At 39.9% G+C, this 22110-nt stretch carries 17 protein-coding genes and 1 tRNA gene; 9 read left to right on the forward strand and 9 right to left on the reverse strand.

The genetic code is table 11. The annotated features are described in order from the left end of the window. Nucleotides 1–329: 329 nt before the first annotated feature. From ACM0OR_RS24070 to ACM0OR_RS24080, 3 genes are all read left to right on the forward strand, one after another. A complete protein-coding gene (locus ACM0OR_RS24070) occupies nucleotides 330–551 on the forward strand; it encodes a hypothetical protein (protein WP_190701655.1) in 222 nt (73 codons plus the stop codon). A gap of 115 nt (nucleotides 552–666) precedes the next feature. Further along, nucleotides 667–1839, forward strand: coding sequence for a phosphotransferase family protein (locus ACM0OR_RS24075; RefSeq protein WP_414579045.1), 1173 nt, complete (start codon nucleotides 667–669; stop codon nucleotides 1837–1839). A 48-nt stretch (nucleotides 1840–1887) separates the two neighbouring features. Further along, the gene (locus tag ACM0OR_RS24080) at nucleotides 1888–2982 is read left to right on the forward strand and encodes a T3SS effector HopA1 family protein (RefSeq protein ID WP_414579046.1); all 1095 of its coding nucleotides are present in this window, start codon (nucleotides 1888–1890) and stop codon (nucleotides 2980–2982) included. Between the two features lie 109 nt (nucleotides 2983–3091). Here the strand turns inward: ACM0OR_RS24080 and ftsH2 are convergent, their stop codons facing one another. From ftsH2 to ACM0OR_RS24120, 8 genes are all read right to left on the reverse strand, one after another. Beyond that, complete coding sequence (ftsH2, locus tag ACM0OR_RS24085) at nucleotides 3092–4978, reverse strand: ATP-dependent zinc metalloprotease FtsH2 (protein WP_190701645.1); 1887 nt, start codon at nucleotides 4976–4978, stop codon at nucleotides 3092–3094. Nucleotides 4979–5290: 312 nt separating this feature from the next. Continuing rightward, nucleotides 5291–5785 (reverse strand): hypothetical protein, encoded by a 495-nt coding sequence (locus tag ACM0OR_RS24090; RefSeq protein WP_414579047.1) that lies wholly within the window; start codon nucleotides 5783–5785, stop codon nucleotides 5291–5293. Nucleotides 5786–5987: 202 nt separating this feature from the next. Beyond that, nucleotides 5988–7436: a glutamate--tRNA ligase gene (gene gltX / locus ACM0OR_RS24095; protein ID WP_414579048.1), complete on the reverse strand. Its 1449-nt coding sequence runs from the start codon at nucleotides 7434–7436 to the stop codon at nucleotides 5988–5990. A gap of 171 nt (nucleotides 7437–7607) precedes the next feature. Next, a tRNA-Asp gene (locus ACM0OR_RS24100) sits at nucleotides 7608–7681 on the reverse strand. 145 nt (nucleotides 7682–7826) lie between these two features. Next, entirely contained in the window at nucleotides 7827–9326 is a 1500-nt protein-coding gene (locus ACM0OR_RS24105) for a serine/threonine protein kinase (protein WP_414579049.1), read from the reverse strand. A 48-nt stretch (nucleotides 9327–9374) separates the two neighbouring features. Further along, nucleotides 9375–10982 (reverse strand): serine/threonine-protein kinase, encoded by a 1608-nt coding sequence (locus ACM0OR_RS24110; RefSeq protein ID WP_323267819.1) that lies wholly within the window; start codon nucleotides 10980–10982, stop codon nucleotides 9375–9377. Between the two features lie 436 nt (nucleotides 10983–11418). After that, nucleotides 11419–12597 (reverse strand): esterase-like activity of phytase family protein, encoded by a 1179-nt coding sequence (locus tag ACM0OR_RS24115; RefSeq protein ID WP_414579050.1) that lies wholly within the window; start codon nucleotides 12595–12597, stop codon nucleotides 11419–11421. Nucleotides 12598–12678: 81 nt separating this feature from the next. Continuing rightward, nucleotides 12679–14688 (reverse strand): glycoside hydrolase family 10 protein, encoded by a 2010-nt coding sequence (locus ACM0OR_RS24120; RefSeq protein ID WP_414579051.1) that lies wholly within the window; start codon nucleotides 14686–14688, stop codon nucleotides 12679–12681. Nucleotides 14689–14863: 175 nt separating this feature from the next. Between ACM0OR_RS24120 and ACM0OR_RS24125 the strand changes: the two genes are divergently transcribed. From ACM0OR_RS24125 to ACM0OR_RS24140, 4 genes are all read left to right on the forward strand, one after another. Beyond that, entirely contained in the window at nucleotides 14864–15004 is a 141-nt protein-coding gene (locus tag ACM0OR_RS24125) for a hypothetical protein (protein WP_323267816.1), read from the forward strand. Between the two features lie 20 nt (nucleotides 15005–15024). After that, nucleotides 15025–15495: a hypothetical protein gene (locus ACM0OR_RS24130; RefSeq protein ID WP_323267815.1), complete on the forward strand. Its 471-nt coding sequence runs from the start codon at nucleotides 15025–15027 to the stop codon at nucleotides 15493–15495. Nucleotides 15496–16130: 635 nt separating this feature from the next. Continuing rightward, a complete protein-coding gene (locus tag ACM0OR_RS24135) occupies nucleotides 16131–16841 on the forward strand; it encodes an NYN domain-containing protein (protein ID WP_323267814.1) in 711 nt (236 codons plus the stop codon). A gap of 197 nt (nucleotides 16842–17038) precedes the next feature. Beyond that, nucleotides 17039–17749 (forward strand): response regulator transcription factor, encoded by a 711-nt coding sequence (locus tag ACM0OR_RS24140; protein WP_190701718.1) that lies wholly within the window; start codon nucleotides 17039–17041, stop codon nucleotides 17747–17749. Between the two features lie 109 nt (nucleotides 17750–17858). Here the strand turns inward: ACM0OR_RS24140 and ACM0OR_RS24145 are convergent, their stop codons facing one another. Next, nucleotides 17859–19049 carry an RNA-guided endonuclease InsQ/TnpB family protein gene (locus ACM0OR_RS24145; RefSeq protein WP_414579052.1) on the reverse strand — a complete coding sequence of 397 codons (1191 nt, stop codon included), beginning with the start codon at nucleotides 19047–19049 and terminating at the stop codon, nucleotides 17859–17861. Nucleotides 19050–19259: 210 nt separating this feature from the next. Here ACM0OR_RS24145 and ACM0OR_RS24150 point away from each other — a divergent pair, with 210 nt between their 5' ends. Continuing rightward, nucleotides 19260–20351, forward strand: a complete 1092-nt coding sequence (locus ACM0OR_RS24150; protein ID WP_414579053.1) for a sensor histidine kinase — start codon at nucleotides 19260–19262, stop codon at nucleotides 20349–20351. A gap of 288 nt (nucleotides 20352–20639) precedes the next feature. Continuing rightward, on the forward strand, nucleotides 20640–21941 hold the full coding sequence (locus ACM0OR_RS24155; protein WP_414579054.1) for a hypothetical protein: 1302 nt from the start codon (nucleotides 20640–20642) through the stop codon (nucleotides 21939–21941). Nucleotides 21942–22110 lie beyond the last annotated feature (169 nt).

Genomic DNA, 22110 nt, shown 5'->3' on the forward strand with positions numbered 1-22110 from the left:
TTTTAGACTTGGCTGTGAAAGGATTTGAGTTTGGCGTTATCACCTATGGTATTGATGGCATTGGACATTTAGCTAGGTCTTTTAGTTCTGCTGATGGTGGTTACTACTAATTTTCAATTCCTTGCTAAGTGACTACTGAGCTAAATAGCTCTAGTGCAATTGTGGCATGAGCGATTAAGCGATGTAAAGTTTAATCGCCTGCATCTTATTCAACACAAATTTGAATATCTATAATTCTGAATATTATTTTCTAATTAAGCTTGAGTATATATGCAGTTTTAAAATTTATCTTTCATTAAGTAAGAAACATTTTTTTAGGCATACAGAAAATGGCAAGAATCATTATTTATGAATTGTACTCTACTGATTCAGAAAATTTTCTGACTGATCTAGATGAGGAGGATTCTAAATTAATATATGGTGGTGATAAATATGATCTTAACAAGATATCGCAATTTACAGAAACGATTTTTGAGTTTGTAGTCATAATATTGGCAATTGATAGCATTGTAGAATTAGTAAAATCATATATTGTTTCTAGCACAAAATGAACTATATCAGTATTAATCCTATCAACTATCTTGAATATTCTCCTAAATTATCTAATATAGATTCAATATTATTCTTAACATGAATTGTTATTAATGTTGTCAATCATCTAAGACTATGCCACCATTTATCCTCAGTTCTCAAAATGTATTTGAATATCTAAATTCTCTTAAACTGTGTACTCCTGATGAACAGTCATTCAGCAAAGTTGAACTAAAGGCAGCCAAAAACTTTAATCTACTAATTAACTTTCCAGAAGGGAGGAAACTGCTGGTTAAGCAAGAACGCCATAACCCAGAAGGAAAAACGGCTGGCGAGTTTTTGCTGGAATGGCAGATTCATGATTTTTTACGGCATTTTCCGGAACTTAGCTACATCCGTGCCAATTTATCAGAGGTAGTACATTTTAGTTGGGAAAATTCTATTCTTATTTTCAATTATCTTGATAATTATCGAGATTTAATGGATTTTTATGCTAAAGAAAATCTGAATTTATTTCCCATTAAAATTGCCAGAGCAGTTGGCCATACTTTAGCCTCAATTCATCGCGTCTCAATTAACAATGAAGGTTATCGAGAGTTTTTCCAACATACTATTGATAATACTACTCACCAAAGAAAGTCTAATCTCAATCGTGGATTAGATAGACTAACTCCAGAAATATTTGGTAAAGTTCCTGCTGATGGGCTGAGATTTTTTGCCTTATATCAACGTTATGACAGTTTAGGTCAGGCGATCGCAGAATTAATTAATTCCTTAACTCCGTGTTGTCTCACCCATAATGATCTCAAGCTAAACAATATTCTAGTTTCCCTAGATTGGGAAGCCGCCCCTGAGGAGAAAATTATCCGCTTGATTGACTGGGAACGTGGTAACTGGGGAGATCCCGCTAATGATTTGGGAACAGTCATCGCCAGCTACCTGCAAATGTGGTTATACAGCATGGTGACAGGCAAATCTATCACCATTGATGAGTCTTTACGTCTAGCAGCTACACCCTTGTATGTTCTCCAACCTTCATTGCGAGAGTTGGTAACTGCTTACTTAACTCATTTTCCAGAAATCCTAGAACATCGTCCCGATTTCTTACAACGGGTGATGCAATTTTGTGGTTTAGCCTTAATTACCGCTATTCAAGCTCGACTCCAGTATGAAAAAACCTTTGGGAATGTCGGTATTTGTATGCTGCAAGTCGCCAAGAGTTTGTTGTGTCGTCCAGAAGCATCTATCCCCACAATTTTTGGCGTGGAAGCAACAGATTTCCATCCTGAGAGTTTATCTATCGCTTAACTCAACCTACAATTTTTTGTCTATCTCCTCATTCACAGGTCAATATCTATGCAATTATTAGATTCTGTCCAATTGTCAGATATCTCAGAATCACTGCAACTATCATTGCAAGACATCATTCATAATGTTGAAATCCAATCCCAGTATTGTATTAAGCATCCCAACTATAAACCCCTAGAATTACCGGAGTCTTCAGTCTCCCGCTTTGAAAAATTATCATCAGATTTACAGAATAAGTATTTGAGTCAGCAGTTGCGTAGTTTTCTCTACGGCATCTATTACAATGGCTCTTTAAAAAGTGTTTTGGCATCAGATGCAGAGATATCTAATTTAGCAGTCAACCAAAATCTAGAGAACAACACCTTTTTAGGTGTAGACTTAGCTTTTTATGATCGCCTACATGAAAATAATAGAGGTCAAGGCTACTGGAGTCATGCTTGGCTGGTAGTCAGAGAAGAAATAGACGGTGCTATAGCAGTTCATCGAGATGGTTTAACATTGTATGTAGAACAAGATGCACTGCAAACACCTGTTAACTTAGGGAATTTAATTTCTATCAAATTACCTAAAAACCTCGTGCAAAGCGGGTTTTATATGGCAGTTGCTGATGCAGGTGCATCACGACATCATCAAACACAGGGTCAAACTCTGGTGCGTGTCTACTTTAATGTCACTCCAGATGGTGCAGTTGCAGTCATGGATAGTTTGACAACACAACTTAATGCGATATCTCTAGAATTTACCTTTAAAGCTTTATATAACCCTGCCGATTATGAGCGTTATGACTCAGCCGTCCTGTATTTTGACAAAAATAGTTATGAACAGGTTCATCCAGTCTTAGAGACGCTCTATAGAAAGCATGAAGCCCATTTTCGGGAGCAAGTACCCCTATTTACTAAGCCCATAGCACCAGGTTTAGCGATCGCCGAAGAACCAAAGCATAGATTTACTGAAAATGAGAGTTTCGGTACACACCGATGTCAAATTGTTGCTAATGGTTTGCTAGCAGCTTGGCAGCAAGGTATTAATACACCATCAGGTAAGATGACATCTATTTTGCAACAGTTCTCTGCATTAAATATTGAATTGCAATGTCCTTATCTCAATGCCGACTCTGAAGATATATATACCCCTTTGAGATAGGGTCAATAAAAAAACGGGGGTAGTTTGACTATCCCCGTTCAAAGTTATCAGTGAGCAGTAAACAGTTATCAGCAGAAGAAAGCCTGATAACTGTTTACTGATTTAATAACTACAGTTGTGGAACAAACTGGACTTTTTCAGGTACATCAGTGTACTCAGCGACAATTTGACGGAACTCATCACCGTCAATGGTTTCTTTTTCAATCAGCAAATCAACTAGGCGATCGGTAACAGCGCGATTTTCCCGCATAATCTTCTTAGCGTTTTCATAGCACTGTTCAACAATTTCCCGCACTTGAGAATCAATCCGAGCCGCAATTGATTCGGAATAATCAGAACGGGTCATCCAGTCACGACCTAGGAAAACTTCCCCTTGTTGGCTTTCCAAGGATAGAGGGCCTAAATTAGACATCCCGAAGCGTGTCACCATTTGGCGAGCCATACCAGTTACTTGTTGTAAGTCACCGCCTGCACCCGTGGTCACTTCCGCCGCACCGAAAATTATGTATTCGGCTGCACGACCACCCAAAGCACCGGTAATTCTGGCTTTGAGTTGAGAACGAGAAATTAAGCCTTGTTCTTCGTTGGGGGTAAACCAAGTTAAACCTTGTGCTTGTCCACGAGGAATCAAGGTGACTTTCTGCACTTGGTCATGGTCTTTTAATAAAGTCCCTACCAAGGCGTGTCCGACTTCATGGTAAGCAATCAAGCGTTTGCTCTTGCTGTCTACCAATGGTGTACCTTCCATCCCGGCGACAACCCTATCTACTGCATCGTCAATCTCACCCAGGGTAATGCCTTCTTTGCGCCTTCTAGCGGTGAGAATAGCGGCTTCATTCAGCAGGTTGGCTAAATCTGCACCAGTGAATCCTGGTGTGCGACGCGCGATCGCTTCTAATGATACGCTGGGGTCAAGTTTCTTGTTACGAGCGTGGACTTGTAGGATTTCCAAGCGTCCTTTAATGTCTGGAGCATCAACGGTGACTTGTCTGTCAAATCGACCAGGACGCAACAAAGCCGCATCTAATACATCAGGACGGTTGGTAGCAGCAATAATAATGATGCCTGTGTTACCTTCAAACCCATCCATCTCGGTGAGTAACTGGTTAAGAGTTTGTTCTCTCTCATCATTACCGCCACCGATACCAGCACCCCGTTGTCTACCAACAGCATCAATTTCATCGATGAAGATGATACAAGGAGCGTTATCTTTAGCTTTTTTGAACAAGTCACGGACGCGGGAAGCACCCACACCCACGAACATTTCTACAAACTCCGAACCGGAAATACTGAAGAAAGGAACACCAGCTTCACCAGCGATCGCTTTTGCTAGTAAAGTTTTACCTGTACCTGGAGGGCCTACCAACAGCACCCCTTTGGGAATGCGTGCGCCAACAGCTGTAAATCTTTCTGGCTGTTTTAAGAAGGTAACAACTTCTTGTAATTCTTCTTTAGCTTCTTCAATACCAGCTACATCATCAAATTTCACCCCAGTTTTGGCTTCCATTTGGAAACGCGCTTTGGATTTACCAAAGTTCATGGCTTGACCAGGGCCGCCAGGCATATTATTGGAGCGACGGAACAAAAAGAACAATCCAGTAATCAATAAGATTGGGAAAATCAGATTACCTAAAAGTCCCCAGATAGCCCCATCATTACGCATGGGATGAGCATCAAAACTAACTTGTTTTTCTTTAAGCTTACTGATTAACTCAGGCGCATTAATTGGCAAATCTACCCGCCAGCGTTGCACACGATTTTCGATATCTTGGTCACTGGCTTCAATAATCGCTGTTCTGCCGCCTTCATACAGATCGACATTATTAACGCGACCAGCGTCTAAGTATTCCAGAAAGCGGCCATAGGTCATGCGCGTATTAGCAGCATTTCTGCTCATGTCAGCAGGATTGCCTGCAAACGCGCCTTGCCAAAAGAAAAAGCCAATTACCAAAGCAGGCAATGTCCAGAGTACGAGGACTCTCCAAGAGAATTTCATTTTAATTTGCCTCTAGATGCCAATTTACATTTAGTTATTTCTAGCAACCGTCGTCACTAGATAGTTGTAAAACGGATGTTTATAACTCCATTTTGTTTAATTTGATATCTAATCAGGCATTACCACAAAGCTGTAACTGCTTAAGTGAAATCTGAGATGCCGATAAGAATCTTAATTAAATTTAACTTAATTCTAATACAACATGGCGATCATGGGAGGGGATTGGGGATAGGGGACAAGAAAGCAGGGGGAGCAAGGGAGCAGGGTGAGAAAAATACAATTCCCAATTCCCCATGCCCCATTCCCAATTCCCTACTTAACTTCTGTAACTTGTAACGTATAAGGAAAATATTTATCTTTGTCGTAAGAACCGATCCAAACTTGGTAATCTCCAGGTAGCCATTCACCAACTATGCCAGGATGTTTGCCATCTAAATCGTCGTTGCACCAAGTCCCGCCAGGCCCTTTGACAATGATAGTAGTGTCTTGGGGTGCTTGTATTTGCAGTTTTAGGTAGTCAAATTTATTGGTTAATTTAATAGTGTGGTCTGGTGCTTTATCTACAAATCCAGTACATGGCCCAGTAGAGGTGTCAACTATACCAGCAATTTTGTCTCCTGCGACTAAGCCGCCACTCATACCCCGGACTGTGAGGGGGTCTGGAGAAAATTTTTGACTGATAGTGATATCTCCAAATATGGGAGGGGTTTCTTGGGCTTTGCCACCGCTTGGCAGTGCCGATATAACGCCAAGCGTAACTATCATTAAAGAGAATCGAATCCCTTCATTTAGCGTTGTTTTCGACATAGTGATTCTATAAGTATCTCAGTGTTTGGAAAGACATGAATTTTACAGCCTATGTTCCCAGTTTGAGAGGAATTGACTATGGAATTTTAGGGATTGGGGACAAATCAATTCAAAATTCAAAATTAAATAACTGGGGACTGGGGACTGGGGACTGGGAACTCAGTAAAAATCTCCCTTGTCTCCCTTGTCTCCCTTGTCTCCCCTAAACTCCTTTACTTAAATTCGCCTGATGCAAACGCGGTTTGTCTAAACCAATCTGATTGAGGAGTAACCAAGATTGGATGAGGTCGGGGCCGTGTACGTCTCCAGTTAGCGCAGCGCGGAGCGATCGCATAACTAAGCCTTTTTTGACGTTTTGGGCTTTCACCACTTGTTTTATTATGTCTTGGGCAACAGCTTCTGTAAGTTGGGGTTGATTTTCCAAGGCGGTGATAATTCCTTGCAAAACATCACTACAGCCTGCTTGCTGTAATTGCTGGCTACCCTCTTCGCTGTATTCCACTGTCTCGCCAAAAAACAGTTTACTCATGTCTACAGCATCGGTTAACCGCGTCAAGCTAGCACTAAGTAACCCTACTAACTTTTCTAACCAAGCACGGTCTCGTCCGCTATCAAGTTGATATCCAGCCGCTTCCCAATAGGGGATAATTAAATCCGTGAGCTGGTCTACTGACATATTGTGGAGATATTGACTATTCAACCAATCAAGTTTTGCCCAGTCAAATTTCGCCCCGGCTTTATTGACGCGCTCAAAACTAAACTCTTTGGCGGCTGATTCTAATGTAAATATTTCTTGTGTAGAATCTGGTGGCGACCAACCCAACAAGGTCATGTAGTTAACCAAACCTGCCGATGTAAAGCCCATTCGCTGAAAGTCAGAGATGGATGTCACCCCATCCCGCTTGGAAAGTTTCCGTCCCTCCATGTTTAAAATCAGGGGCGTATGGGCAAATTCAGGAATTTTCCCCCCCAATGCTTCATAAAGTAGAATCTGCTTGGCTGTGTTGGCGATGTGGTCTTCCCCTCGAATCACATGACTGATTTGCATATCAATGTCATCCACTACAACCACAAAATTGTATAGAGGTTGACCAATACCTTCCTCAGAAGCGCGGGCGATGACCATATCACCACCTAAATCACTACCGCGCCAGACCATTTTGTCCCTTACTAGGTCATTCCAGACAATTTCCCGGCCATCCTCAATTTTAAAACGAATCACAAAACTACGCCCTTGGGCTTGTAATTCCGCTTCTTGTTCTGGCGTGAGGTGACGATGGCGGTTGTCGTAGCGAGGGGCTTCACCTTTAGCTTTTTGCGTTTCTCGTAAGGCTTCGAGTTCTTCGGACGTGGTGTAGCAGCGATAGGCTAAACCTTGATCGAGGAGTTTTTGTACTGCTTGTTTGTACAGGTCTAGACGTTGAGATTGAAAGAATGGCCCTTCATCCCAGTTGAGTCCCAACCAGCGCAATCCTTCCAGAATATTTTCTGTATATTCAGGACGCGATCGCTCTAGGTCTGTATCTTCAATTCGCAAAATAAACGTCCCGCCGTGGTGACGAGCAAACAACCAGTTAAATACAGCTGTTCTAGCTGTACCAATATGTAGATTCCCAGTGGGACTAGGTGCAATTCGGACTCTGACAGTCACAATAGTTCTCTCTTTCGCAAAGCAATGATTACTATAACAAGTGCTGAGTTGTGTTAGCGGTAGCGCGGCGTTTAGCTTATGCTGAGTAAGAATTTGAACTCTATACTCAAGACGGCTGACTCCGAGTGGATGTAACCCAGCACTAGTTACTGATAAATTGAAACATCTTAACGGGACTGACGGGGCTCGAACCCGCAACTTCCGCCGTGACAGGGCGGTGCTCTAACCAATTGAACTACAGTCCCTTAATTGGCAACTTCCCTATTATGACTAAGATAAAAGGATTTGTCAAGCTAAATTTGGTAAATTTTTTATTCATGATTGAGCATTGGGCAGTATTTTTCTTCCCCTGCTGTCCCCTGTCCCCTGTCCCCTGTCCCCTGTCACCTATCACCTATCACCTATTTTCTCTAGCATCTGAGACTGCAATTGCTTATACTGTTGTTTGAGAAGATTTTTACTCAACTGGGGTTGAGTAGTGGGGGGAAGTTTTTGACTTTGTTCTACCCAAACTTTCAGCTTTTGCCTTTGGCTGATATCAATGTGGCCTGTAAGAACTTGGGTGCATTTGTTGGGTGGTTCTAGGGTAAAGCACATCAGAGGATAACTGTCATGGTCAGCTAACAATGACACTAGACGACGGTTGTAGGGATTCTGCATATCTAGGTAGCATGGTAGCCACTTAGCCCCAAATGCTTGAACGTAGAGTAGTGTTACCCACAACAGCATAGGATGGGGTGATGTAACAAAAATAAAACGGTTGTTTAGTTTTGAATTTTTTTGCTGTTGAATTTCTGTTTCTGGCAACATTAATAATAATGTTACCGCAGTTCCCTGAGTAGTAGTCAGTAGTTGGGGAAAAACGATTTTTTGTATAGGTTTATTTTTAGGCCAAGTAAATTGTTGAAAGTTTTTTTCGACTGCTAAAAAGAATTGAGAATCCAGAGGAATTCGAGGTGTGCTTCTAGGGGTTAAAATAATAGGTATATTGGCACATTGGGATTGTTCTATGCTGTCTAAGACTTGCAAGACTTCTCGAACATCTTGGGGGCGATCGCTAGCTTTTTTAGCTAAACAAGCCATAATTAAATTATTGATCTTTTGTGGTATTTTTAGTTGTGGGCTAACTTCTGCTATTGTTCGCGGGGTTTCAAAGTGATGAGCTTTATACCAAGCACCAAATAAATCTGTTTCTGGCTGCCAAGGTTTAACACCAGTGAGCATCTCAAACATCATCACACCCAAGCTATAAATATCAGAGCGACTATCTGATTTTTCCCCTTCTAGTTGCTCAGGCGAAGAGTAGGGTAAAGTGCCATGAAATCCTTTGTTAGTGCTAAGTGTAGCTGTATAATTTAAAAATTTTGCAATGCCAAAATCGAGAATCTTTACTAACTGACCTAATATAGGATCTGGCACAACTAATATATTTGCTGGTTTAATATCTCGATGAACTAAAGGACAAATCTTACCATCAATTTGAATTCCTTCATGAGCGCACTGTAAACCTAAACAAATTTGACGCGTCAGATTTAAAAATCTAGGGAATGGTAAGGGAGTTAAGTCTTTTAAACTCTTACCATTGAGATATTCCATGACATAAAATGGTTTCCCTTTCTCACTGACACCATAATCGTAAGCTCTGATAATATGGAGGCTTTTTTGGCTCAAGGCTGCACTCATCAATGCTTCACGAAGAAAGTCTTTTTGAATTTTGGCATCAGATACAGTTTGTGTCAGAAATTTGATCGCAACTGGTGTCCCTCCTAGAAGCATATCAGTGGCTAAAAAAACTTCCCCCATCCCACCGCTACCAATTAATTTCTTCAATTGATAACGGTTAACAATCAGTCCTGTATTTTTTGGAGATGCAAATGTACTTTGATTCACTTTATGTAACCTCTAATATCACCCTTATCTTCAAAATATATATAAAAATCATTTATTGTTTTTATACCTAAACAATTGCATAAAATTTTCAATTATTTGAGCCAACCAATTTTTTAAATAAAATCTATCAATTGATTTGTTAGCCACTAAATTTTGCATGATTTCTAATTTAATTTTTTCATATTCTACTCTGAGTATAGCCTTAGCTTCTTCAGATTTAATTGATGCAGTTCCTTGCGCATTTTGAGTAAACTTCAAGCAATTTAATAATTGCTGACGCTGTTTAGCATTGAGTGTTAAAGTAATGACATGAGCGCAATTATTAGGCTCTTCTAGGGCAAAAAATAGTAAATGATAATATCCAGTATCTGCCAGGGTTTGGACTAATTTTTGTCCTTTATTTCCGTTTAAATCTATAAAAGATGATAACCAGCGAATTAGAGATAGTTGGGAATCATATAACACTGTTACCCATAATATCATCGGATAAGCTGATATTTGTTGCATAAATTCAGTGCTATGATTTCTACTTAAAAAGCTAACAATTTCTTGTTTAGGTAACATTGCCCAGTATGTAGGAATAATACCTTGAGTAGTATGTAGTAGATGAGGAAACCCAATTGTCTGAATCGGTTTATTTTTAGGCCATGTTTTTTGTAAACATTCTTTTTCTGAGATGGAAGTCACAGGTACTAACTGTACTGTAGGTAAGCTTTCCCACACATCACTATTGCCAACATTTGTCTCAATTTTGTTTTTAAATTGCTCTAGGACTTGTAATATTTGATGAATATTTTGTGGGCGATCACCTACTTCTTTAGCTAAACAATTCATCACTAATTCTTGTAATTCCTGCGGAATTTTTAATTGAGTATCAACTTCTGTCAATGCAGGTGGAGTTTGAAAACGATGAGCTTGATACCAATTACCAAAGGAGTTACTTTGTGTTTGAAATGGATGTTTTGCTGTTAACATTTCAAACATTAATACTCCCAAACTATAGATATCAGAACGGACATCAAGTAATTTGCGTCCTTCCATATGTTCTGGAGAGCAGTAGGGTAAACTGCCAATAAAAGAATCTGTTAGTGTCATCCCACTGCGTTCTGTCAAAAATTTAGCAATGCCAAAATCAAGAATTTTGACAAGCTCATTTTTTTGGGTATCTGTGGTCAGAAATATGTTCTCAGGCTTGATATCTCTATGTACAATTGGATAAATCTCACCTTTTAGGGTAATACCTTGGTGAGCGCATTCTAAACCCAAACAAATTTGATAAGAAATATCTAAGAATTTTCCGATTGTTAATGCTTGAGCTTTCAATATTTGCTTCAGGTTTTTACCTTGAAGATACTCCATCACATAAAAGGGAGTTTTATCATCAGTGACTCCATAACTCAAGACTCTGACAATATGTTTGCTTTTACGTCCTAATTGTGCGCCAATAAAAATTTCTCTGGCAAAGCGTTGAGATAACTGTTGATTTGCCAAACTTAGCATGAGAATTTTTAATGCGACTTGTTTACCACCCTTAGCTGTATCTTCTGCTAAGTAAACCCGTCCCATACCACCTTTACCAATCAAATCTATTATTAAATAGCGATTGTTTAAAAATTTTCCAATATAAACATCTGGCTCTGTTCTTGAGTTGACCATATTTGGAAATTTTACGCTATCAAATAATTTTCAATTGCTTTAGAAGTTCATTGTTATTTTTCAGATTTTATTAAATTTATAAAGTTAATTATGTAATCTGAAAATTGCTGTCAGAAACAGCTGATGTTCTAACATAGAATTTTGCTCATACTTCGGCAAAATCCCTTAAACATTATGTAACATATTGTTTAAACAAAAGATATGAGAAAATTTACGTAATCCCTAAATAAACTAAATTGACTTTAATAAAAATTACAGTAATTTTACTTAATCAATAAAATCGCATATGATTTAACAATAATGTATTGTAGTTATAAACTAGTATTAACAATACAATCATAAATTAATTTAGGAACTTGGATCATTTTTTCGGTAAAAGCCAAGAACACTTCTTTGAAAAGCTGAGGTGATGAATTATTTCAATTTTCACACATCTTTACTTTTGCCAAAAAATACGCTGAAATAAACTCATAATTGGTGATTCAATTTTAAGTTGAAAAGCTAAAAATTGAGTACGTTGTATAGTATTAAAATTGTTATCACTGACGAGAATTAAAAGGCGTTGTTTATTCGGTAGTTGTGGGCCAAGAGTTAAACCTTCTATATTGTCCAGTGCTACATCAAGAGTTCTTAAATCTAACAGTAATTTTTTTTGTACTGGGTTAATTTTTGTAGTATTGACTGCTAATAAACTATCTATATTGTTAATATTATTTGCTGCTGCTAAAGAGAACTTAAACAAAAAAACAGTAAATCCTAAGCCAGTAAAAGAACGTTCTATACTGAGAAAGTGACCTTGATTATCTAATGCGAGTAAATCAGTTAATCCACTGGCAAATTTACCTGTGGGATTAAAAAAACTAGCTACTGGTTCAGTTTGGTAAAGGAACTCTTTTTCTGGTTGATTATTATGGAAATTATATTGCAAAATGCGGCAAGAAGTACCAATATTAGGTTCAGCTATTACCCCATCTTGGATGAGAGCATTTTCTGTAGCAGTAAACAAAGATTGGTTATCAGGAGTAATGGTGAGATTTTCAAAAGCTAAATTATTGCGTATGCCTTGCTTGCCATTGTTGTTAGGTAAAAAGTTTTGTGGTATGGGTAGTGTTTGAATGACTTGACCAGAAGCTAAGTTAAACTCTTTAATAAAAGGTGCAACTAATCTATTAACATCACCTTCAGAGGAAATAAAGACTGTTTCATCTCTGGTGACAGCAATACCTTCTGTATCAGTTGCATTAGCGGGGAAGGGTTGATTGTTATCGTTTAATAGTGTGGTGACACCAACAGGAATAACTCCCCCATTTTGCAAATAACCTTTATTTAGCTCTATTTTAAAAGTGTAAAAACGGGCAGAGGCTTTTTGTCCACGGTCATCGGAGATTGCATAATAAAGGTCTGTTTTAGCATCGTAGGTAATGCCAGATAAGCCTCCAACTTCAGTTTTTTGGAAAGATAAACCTTTTGGTAAAGTGGCTTCTCCGATAAATTCGATACTGCTAATTTCAACAGCACCTGTTTCTAAATTAATTAAAAAGAAGCTGATAATTAAAATTGCGATCGCTAGATAAATAATTTTGGGTAAATGCCAGATTTTTTTCAAAAATTGCATAGATGGAAGGCTAATTGGGTTGATAGTAAGTCTTTAGTGCTTATTTTAGAAGGACTAAAGTCCTTACTACAAACTTGTTGATTAACTCACGGTAATTACTACACCCTCGCTTTCATTGGCTAATCTATCTACTGCACACACAGCGTAAGTTCCCGCCTGCACAGTGGCGAAAGTTGTTCCAGCTGATAATATTCTTTGTAGCGTCCAAGTTTCCCCATTTTGACGGTAGAGTGTCCATGAACGTACAGGTTGATTATCTCCGGGTTGCCAATTGAGTCTGCGGTTGTTGACTTGTAGTTCTTTGGGTGGGGGTGGTGCAGATTGATTTTGCCAAGACATTGTAGGTACTATGGCAGGTGTGGCATAAAGTGAGCCTTTAAATTTATCAGCGATACTTTGACGATTTTCAGTAATGGAACTCATGCTGAAGAAGATGTTCCCTAGTGATAAATCTTTGACTAAACTGCGGCTGATTTTTACTTGCTTTTCTATCTCTTCATCTTTCCAAGCTTTACCATCCAATTTTGAAATGTTATTACCTGTGTAAATGTGTCGTTTTTGGAGATTAATTTCTGTCCACCATTTGAGTAATGCAGGGTAACTTTGTTTAGGTTGGTCAGTCCGCCAATATAATTGCGGGGCGATATAATCAATCCACCCCTGTTCTAACCATTTTTTAGCATCAGCATACAATACATTGTAAGCATCTAAACCAGTGATTCCTGGTGGTTGTCCAGGGCGGTAAATCCCGAAGGGACTGATACCAAATCTTACATGAGATTTTGTAGCTTTAATTCCCTGGGATAGACGCAATACCATTTGATTGACATTTTCTCGCCGCCAGTCTTCTACACTGAGTTTACCCCCGGCTGATTTATAAGCAGCGTAGGTTTTATCATCGGGAAAAGATTGACCTTGGATGGGATAGGGATAAAAATAATCATCGAGGTGAATAGCATCTATGTTATAGCGGCGGACAACATCGATGATTACGTTGTAAGCTCTATCTTGAACGAGTTTTGAGCCTGGATCCATCCATAACTGATTACCCCATTGATATACTACGTCTGGATTGCTTAAAGCTATGTGGGGACTAACGTTAGCAGCACCTTTAATGCTCGTTTTGGCGCGGTAGGGGTTGAACCAGGCGTGAACTTCGATGTTGCGTTTGTGGGCTTCGGCGATTGCAAACTCTAATGGATCGTAAAATGGTTCTGGGGCTTTGCCTTGAGTTCCCGTTATCCAAGCACTCCAAGGTTCAATAAAGGAAGCATACAACGCATCACCTTCTGGACGCACTTGTAAAATGAGAGCATTAAAATTCAGTTCTTGTAGTTGCTTGAGAATCTCGACTAGTTCCGCTTGTTGTTGTGCTACAGGTAGTCCAGCTTTGGAAGGCCAGTCACTATTCCAAACTGTTGTTAGCCATGCACCCCGAAATTCCCGTTGATGACTAACTTTGACAGTGCTGGCGGAAGGGGGTGGGGGAACTACAAGATATGTAGAGTTAATCTTTTGGGCATTACCGAGATAAACTAAGGCTTGATAGACTATAACCGCGACATCAGCACGAGTAGCCGCAATCGTGTAGTTAAGTAATTTGATATTGGGAAAGCTAGAGACTAAACCTACACTAGTAGCGATCGCAATTTGATTGCTACCATAACTAGGAATAGTCGCCGTATCTTGATAAATTTGCGGTAATTTGTCTAATAAATCGAGTTTAATCTTAGTGGCAATTTCCAAGCCATTCACCAAAGCGACTAAGACATCACCACGCGCAATTCTGTTATTGAGTCCGAAAGTTTTATCGGGGTAGCCAGTTAAAAATCCTGTTTCGTAAGCTTTTTTAACTGCACCAGCCGCCCAATGATTAGCCGGGACATCACTAAAGGAGATATATGGACGCTTTGCAGCAACGTTAAATACAGCTGCAACTATAGCTGCAAACTCAGCGCGAGTGACTGAGTTATCGGGGCGAAAAGTACCGTTAGGATAGCCATTCAAAATGCGTCTTTCCGCCAAGGCTTCAATAAATGGACGCGCCCAATGGTTTTGGACATCCGAGAAGCGTGCAGTAGTAGATACCATTGTTGATTGCCGCTAACTTGCTTGATTTTAGAGATTCTTTGCTAATTTAACAACCAAGCTGCGATCGCTACCTTAATCGCGTATAAATTTTCACATTTAGCAATATTCCCCTAGTTTACTGTTGAGAATGGGTAGACCTCTGGCAAAAGTCCGAAAATGAGATGTGTCATTCTGAATGAAATGTAGAATCTTTGAGATGTTTCGCTTCGCTCAACATGACAGCTTCAGCATTTATGCAAGAGGTCTGGTGTGTTATGCGATCGCTTCCGGCGGGCGGTTACGCCATCGCACTAAGCTAGCTAAAATAGCAACATGAAGTCGTCTATGGTCTAACAAATGGGGAAGAAATCACTAAAATCACGATTTTTTATCTTATTTGTACTGAGCTTAGTGAGTATTTTGGGTATATTTTATATTTTAGATATAGCAGAGCGATCGCCTATAGTGCGTTGTCATTCTTCGTGGGCTTTTCCTCAACCCAAAGAAGTTAAGTATTATACCCATCCCGAAAAAATAGTATTTCAGCCTTGGTTGGGACAGCATAATGTTTACGCTGTATTTATGATTCCCCAAGAATATCGATATGATTATCTATTCAGGCTAGATTTACCTGGTGGGGAAAATACTCGCTGCGGGGTAATACAACGAGCAAATCAATCTGTTATTGCTGATGTTGATGCCAAGCCAGGATATTATTTAGTAAGAGGATATTTAAAGACTAGGATTGCTTTGCGTCTGATTTTACAAGGACATCTAAGTCAGCTAAAGCAAACTCAAAACTGGCAATTAGGGTATTTTAAAAGATAATTATTAGTGATTGGGGTTTCCTTTTTTGACTTCTTTATAGCCTCTATTATCTGTGATTATTTCACTATTTAACCAACCCGCTTACTCGAAAAGACTGGGCTAATAAAATATCATGAATAATTCATAATTAGTGGATAAATATCGATTTATATGCGCGATCATTAACATTAAAAAATAAACTTAAAATATTAAAAAAATCTAAATTAATTGGTTTTATCTTCAAATCTTAACCATTAATTATTTTTACTAAAACTTGCCACATCAATATATAAATATTGCCTTAATGTAAGAAATTTTAAAGACAGAGGTACAATAGGAATAAGATGCCAATGGTTTCGCCACAGACCATGACAGCAAGTTGCTTTCGTCCAATTACTTCTGTAGCAAGTTGATGTGCTGTAGTGGTATGAAAAGAGCAGCATATCGACAGAGGGGATATCTCGTAAAACTTGCCTTAACAAGAGCTAAACGCTCTTGGTCATTAAACCTTGGAATCTCAAAAATGAACAAGATTTGAGTGTATTTGTGTCAAGCAACTGCATATATTTTTTTGCCTTGCTGATGATTTATCAGTACAGGCAACCTATTGTCAATTAACCCTTCAGCCTTGCAAGATTTAACATCCAGAGGAATCAATGACTAACACAAGTTTTACCAAAACAAGCAATATGTATAAACCCCTGTCCGAAGAACCTCATTTGTCAGGGAAAATTCAGATAAAAAATGGTAATAAAAGTGAAATTTCCAGACAGCGAGAACCCAGAAATGATTTAGCTGTAACAAGTGATTCAAATCGTGGTCGAGTAGCTATTTTTATTGACGGTATCAATCTGTTTAATGCTGCTTTACAAATTGGTATTGAAATCGATTATCTCAAATTACTTTGTCATTTAACCGCAGGTTCACGATTATTGCGGGCATTTTTCTACACAGGAATTGATATCTCACGACCAAACAATAACCGTCCTCGGAGTAACGACAAACAACAGGGGTTCTTATTTTGGATGCGTCGTAATGGTTATCGTGTAGTGACAAAAGAAGTCCAAGTTACAGATAACTCCAAAAGACCCAATTTGAATGTAGAAATTGCCGTAGATATGATTACCTTAGCTCCCTACTACGATACTGCGGTTTTAGTGAGTGGAGATGGCGATTTAGCATATGCTGTTAATGCTGTCAGTAGTACAGGCGTGCGGGTAGAAGTCGTGAGTTTGAGAACGATGACAAACGACTGTTTAATAGATGTTGCTGACTATTTCATTGACCTCGATAGCATTAAACAACATATTCAAAAAGATGCCCACATGGGGTATAGCTATCGAACACTGTCTAATTCCAATCTCTAGAAAAAGAACACATTGTCAATTTTTAGAGTAAATTACGACCTACATCAAGCTCAAAAGCGATGGTGTAGGTTTTTTGCTGAATTAAATGCAGCGCAATCCGCAATCCAACAAAGCAACGCAAATTTTGGGTTTCCTCATCCCTACAACTAGAGTACAATGACAATCCAGAAACTCTGCGTGGTCAAATTCTAATCAAGATGGATATTTTAATTGTTGAGGATGAATCAGAAATTGCTCAGTTAATCCAACATTCATTAGAAAAAGAAGGATTTACTTGTCGCAGTAGCCGCGATGGAATCAATGCTTTACGAATGTTTCAAGAGCAATCACCAGATTTAATTATCCTAGACTTAATGATTCCTGGATTAGATGGTTTGGAAGTTTGCGCAAGAATTCGTCAAAAACCTGGTGCAAAAGACCCTTATATTCTCATGCTGACGGCTAAGGGGGAAGAAATAGACCGGGTAATTGGTTTATCTACGGGTGCGGATGACTATATGGTGAAACCCTTTAGTCCTAGAGAATTGGTAGCTAGAGTGAGGGCGTTGTTGCGTCGTAGCCTGCGTCAAGGGGGACAAACTCAGGTTAACCGTACCCAACACTTTATAGTAGATGTAGACCAACGCACTGCCAGCCGCCAGATCAATTCCCAAGCACCAGAAATCTTAGATTTAACTACTCTAGAATTTAACTTGTTAAGTAACTTTGTCAGCAATCCGGGTCGAGTTTGGAATCGTACCCAGCTAATTGACAAACTGTGGGGAAATAATTTCTTTGGTGATGAGCGTGTGGTAGATACTCATGTAGCGAGGTTACGTAAAAAAATTGAGACTGACCCTGCTAATCCCACTTTTATTAAAACTGTAGTTGGGGTTGGTTACAAATTTGAAGATTCCCCCCCGGTTTAAAAAGTGCTGAGTAGTGAGTAGTGAGTAATGAGTAATGAGTAATGAGTACAAGCTTGTATAAAGTACATTATTGACACTCCCCGCTCTAAAGAGACGGGGATTCTTGAATCTAAGACATAACTTGCTCATGCAGGTTTTCACCAACAAGAGTAGAGGTTTCATCTCCCCAAGCGTTGCTTGCGTCTAGCGCAAAAGTTCCTGTATGCCCTACAGTACCCAATCCTCGACTAAGGATTATTCTCGCTGCGTTTTCGTCCCTATCCATGACACAGCCACAAGAACATACGTGCGTTCTAGTGGATAGAGTCTTCTTAACAACTTCACCGCAGCTAAAGCATTCCTGGCTAGTGTATTGCGGATTAACCGCAACCGTGACACGTTTAAATACTTTTCCAAAATATTCAACCCAGACACGGAACTGATACCAAGATGCGTCATTAATAGACTTGGCTAAACAATGATTTTTCACCAGATTTTTAATCCTCAAATCTTCGTAAGCTATCAAGTCGTTTGACTGAACTACGCACCGTGCAAGCTTCACTGCATGGTCTTTACGTTGCCTACTTATTTTGAGGTGGCGTTTTCCTAAAATCCGTCTAGCTTTGCCCCTATTTTTTGAACCTTTTACTCTTCTAGAGACTCGCCGCCCAGAACGCTTAAGAACTTTTTCACCAATACGAAGAAACTTAGGGTTCTCAACCATTGTTCCATCGGAGTCGGTGTAGTATTCTTTGAGTCCAACATCTAACCCAATTGTATTACCAGTAGGCTCAATGTTTTCTGAGCGATTGACATCAACGCAGAATTGAACATAAATGCCGTCAGCACGTTTTACCAATCTCACCCGTTTTATTTGGTTGATTTGGTAGAAGTGCAAATCACGAGTACCTTTGAGTTTTAAGCGACCAATACCTTTCTTGTCAGTGAAAGTTATGGATTTTCGATTATCTGCAAGTTTCCATCCCGATGACTTGTACTCAACAGAACGACAATCTTTCTGGAATTGAGGATACCCTTTTGATCCTGAAATACCCTTCTTGCAGTTGTCATAAAACCTAGAAATAGAAGACCAAGCTCGTTCAGCACTAGCTTGACGAGCCATTGAATTAAGTTCGTTGGCAAAAGGGAAATTAGCCGCAAGTACAGCACAATATTTCTGCAAATCATTTTTAAGAGTGCCTTTAACGTCCATCCATAATCGAATACAGCTATTGCGGATGAACTTAGCCGTCCGAATTGCATCATCTATTGCGACTAGTTGCGCTGACTTTCCATAAGCTTTGAACTCAAAAACTAGCATCTTTCTCCCTCCTATCTTATACTACCACAGTTGGTATAAGATATTAGGAGATTGATAAAGTTTTTCAATCTTGACGGCTGAATAAATTTCAGCCATTCGCTTATATCCCCGCATGAATGACGCTTTCTTTACGCTTCACGAGTCGTAATCAATAAGGTGTAAATGCAGGTAGACTCACTCAGCACTCAGCACTTATAACTCAGCACTGCCATGAAATCCTTACCCTTAGCATCGCGCTTGTTTGTTTCCCACTTGGTAGTGATGATAGTGGGGTTAATTAGCCTTGTGATCATTAGTAAGGTTTCTTCCCCCCGTTTTTTCATTTTGCATTTAGAAACATTAGAAAGTAGGGGATTTAATATCGTTCATAGTCGCACAGAATTAGTGCAGGGATTTGAAATTGCTTGGTGGCGTAGCACTCTCTGGTCGGTGTTTGTGGGTACTAGTGCGGCGGGAGGTTTGAGTTACTGGGTTTCTCAACGGATTATGCAGCGATTAACTGAGATGGAACAAATCACTCAACAGTTTGCAGCCGGTCATTTAGAAGCACGATTACCTTTATCTGACATTCCCGAACTCAATCGACTGGGTACTAGTTTTAATCGCATGGCGGATAGTTTAGAGGGAGTGGAAATACGACGACGAGAACTAATTGGTGATATGACTCATGAACTGCGGACACCGTTAACTGTGGTACGTGGTTATTTGGAGGAACTGGCGGATGGGGCGATGGAAGCATCCCCGGAAGTTTATCGTCGGTTGGTTAGAGAAACCAGACGTTTAGAACGTTTGGTTAATGATTTACAAGAACTTTCTAAGGCAGAAGCTGGTTATTTACCGATTAATATTCAACCTGTAGATTTATATCCTTTACTAGATTCATTGGTACAGAGATTTACTGATCAGTTAATGGAAGATGGCCCGGTGCTGCGTTCAGAATTGTCCGCACAATTACCACTGGTGTTAGCAGATATCGATCGCACTGAACAGATTTTAGTGAATTTGTTGGGGAATGCAGTGCGTTATACTACCAACGGCTCAATTACTCTCAGTGCTTGGATGGAAGCAGGTAAACTATGGATAGCAGTTATTGATACAGGTATTGGTATTTCTCCAGAGGATTTACCTCATGTGTTTGAGCGTTTTTGGCGAGCTGATCAATCGCGCGATCGCCATTCTGGAGGAACGGGGATTGGTTTAACTATTAGCAAGCGTTTGGTTGAATTACAAGGTGGTCAAATTCAAGTAGAAAGTGAACTAGGAAAAGGTTCTATTTTCCGCTTTTGCTTGCCTCTAGCGTAGATACAAACGATTGTCACAGTCTGGTTGTATCTACGTCATATTCAACTGTTAGGTTAAAGGGATACAAACACTTTACTCAAGACTAGAGGATCATCTGGCTTCTATGTCTACCTTAATTTTCGCTACTTTGTTGGTCAGTTTAATCACTGCGTCTGGTTATGCTGCGATCGCCTACCTGTTTCCTCAGAATAATTCTCACGACTAAATTATTCATGGGTGGGTGGTTAGCCCAAAACCAAACTTTATACTTAAGGAAAGGCGAATAAATTTCAATAGGAGAGGAGAGCAATGACTCCCAATCCCACTGTTATGCAAGCTGTGGAAAAACTGGGCTACCGCGTCACCGTTGGAGATGTGGCAACTCAGGCTGGATTGAACTTAGCAGAAGCTAACCAAGGATTACTAGCTTTAGCCACCGACGCTGGAGGACATTTACAGGTAGCAGAAACTGGTGATGTTGTTTACTTATTTCCTCGGAATTTTCGAGATATTCTCCGGAATAAATACTTTAAACTGAAATTGCAAGAATGGTGGCAGAAGCTATGGGGCGTTCTGTTTTACTTGATTCGGATTTCCTTCGCGATTTTTCTAATTGCTTCCATTGCTTTAATTACTATCACTATCATTGTGATTATTACTGCTCTCAACTCCAGTAGTGATAATGACAACCGGAGCAGCAATTCCAGTAGTAGTTGGGGATTTTTTTATATTCCTGATTTGTTTTGGTACTTTAACCCCAATCATCAAAATTATCCCGAACAACGGCGGCGTGGCAGGCAACAAGACAGCCAAATGAATTTCTTCGAGGCTGTATTTTCCTTTTTGTTTGGTGATGGCAATCCTAACGCACGTCTAGAAGAACGCCGTTGGCAAGAAATAGCCGCAGTGATTCGGAGTAATCGGGGTGCAATAGCAGCAGAACAAATCGCGCCTTATCTTGATAATTTGGGTGCAGGATATCAACAGGAGTACGAAGATTATATGTTGCCCGTGCTGTTGAGATTTAACGGACAACCTAAAGTCAGTTCTGAAGGACAAATTGTATATTATTTCCCAGAATTGCAGGTGAGAGCTAGCAATAAAAAGCAGGAATCTGTGACAACCTACCTAGAGGAATTACCTTGGCGGTTTAGTGCGGCTGGTTCTGGGCAAATTATGCTCAGTGCTGGATTAGGTATAGCCAACCTTGTGGGTGCTTTGGTATTGGGAAGTTTATTAAGAGATGGTATAGTTGCGGCTCAGTTAGGTGGACTAGTAGCTTTTGTCCAAGGCATTTACTGGCTGCTATTGGCTTATGGCGTAGGTTTTTTAGGTGTACCTTTGATTCGTTATTTTTGGATCAAGTGGCGTAATGGCAAGATTTTAACTCGTAACCGCGATCGCATTTCTAGAGCTAGACTATTAGCCAATCCCAATCCAGATTTACAGCAAAAGATTGATTACGCTCGTCAGTTCGGCACGGAAACAGTGATTACTAATGAAAATTTGGTGTACAGCACTGAAACTGACTTACTGGAACAAGAAGTAGAGCGTTCTGCACAAATTGACGCAGAATGGCAAAGGCGATTAGAGCAAGGGAGTGGGGAGTAGGCAGGGAGTAGGCAGGGAGCAGGGGAGGCAGGGGAGGCAGGGGAGGCAGGGGAGGCAGGGGAGGCAGGGGAGGCAGGGGGAGAAGAATCTAATGCCCCCAATGCCCCCAATGCCCACTCAGCACCGGCTAAACGCCGCGCTACCGCTAACAGCACTCAGCACTCAGCAC

This window comes from Anabaena sp. CCY 9402-a, assembly GCF_963920945.1.
In the GTDB taxonomy this organism is placed as follows: domain Bacteria; phylum Cyanobacteriota; class Cyanobacteriia; order Cyanobacteriales; family Nostocaceae; genus Trichormus; species Trichormus minutissimus.

Bases quoted from the DNA above. Each gene is read 5' to 3' on its own strand.
- ACM0OR_RS24070 (WP_190701655.1), top strand. From the start codon at position 330: ATGGCAAGAATCATTATTTATGAATTGTACTCTACTGATTCAGAAAAT.
- ACM0OR_RS24075 (WP_414579045.1), top strand. From the start codon at position 667: ATGCCACCATTTATCCTCAGTTCTCAAAATGTATTTGAATATCTAAAT.
- ACM0OR_RS24080 (WP_414579046.1), top strand. From the start codon at position 1,888: ATGCAATTATTAGATTCTGTCCAATTGTCAGATATCTCAGAATCACTG.
- ftsH2 (WP_190701645.1), bottom strand. From the start codon at position 4,978: ATGAAATTCTCTTGGAGAGTCCTCGTACTCTGGACATTGCCTGCTTTG.
- ACM0OR_RS24090 (WP_414579047.1), bottom strand. From the start codon at position 5,785: ATGTCGAAAACAACGCTAAATGAAGGGATTCGATTCTCTTTAATGATA.
- ACM0OR_RS24110 (WP_323267819.1), bottom strand. From the start codon at position 10,982: ATGGTCAACTCAAGAACAGAGCCAGATGTTTATATTGGAAAATTTTTA.
- ACM0OR_RS24115 (WP_414579050.1), bottom strand. From the start codon at position 12,597: ATGCAATTTTTGAAAAAAATCTGGCATTTACCCAAAATTATTTATCTA.
- ACM0OR_RS24120 (WP_414579051.1), bottom strand. From the start codon at position 14,688: ATGGTATCTACTACTGCACGCTTCTCGGATGTCCAAAACCATTGGGCG.
- ACM0OR_RS24125 (WP_323267816.1), top strand. From the start codon at position 14,864: ATGAAATGTAGAATCTTTGAGATGTTTCGCTTCGCTCAACATGACAGC.
- ACM0OR_RS24130 (WP_323267815.1), top strand. From the start codon at position 15,025: ATGGGGAAGAAATCACTAAAATCACGATTTTTTATCTTATTTGTACTG.
- ACM0OR_RS24135 (WP_323267814.1), top strand. From the start codon at position 16,131: ATGACTAACACAAGTTTTACCAAAACAAGCAATATGTATAAACCCCTG.
- ACM0OR_RS24140 (WP_190701718.1), top strand. From the start codon at position 17,039: ATGGATATTTTAATTGTTGAGGATGAATCAGAAATTGCTCAGTTAATC.
- ACM0OR_RS24145 (WP_414579052.1), bottom strand. From the start codon at position 19,049: ATGCTAGTTTTTGAGTTCAAAGCTTATGGAAAGTCAGCGCAACTAGTC.
- ACM0OR_RS24150 (WP_414579053.1), top strand. From the start codon at position 19,260: ATGAAATCCTTACCCTTAGCATCGCGCTTGTTTGTTTCCCACTTGGTA.
- ACM0OR_RS24155 (WP_414579054.1), top strand. From the start codon at position 20,640: ATGACTCCCAATCCCACTGTTATGCAAGCTGTGGAAAAACTGGGCTAC.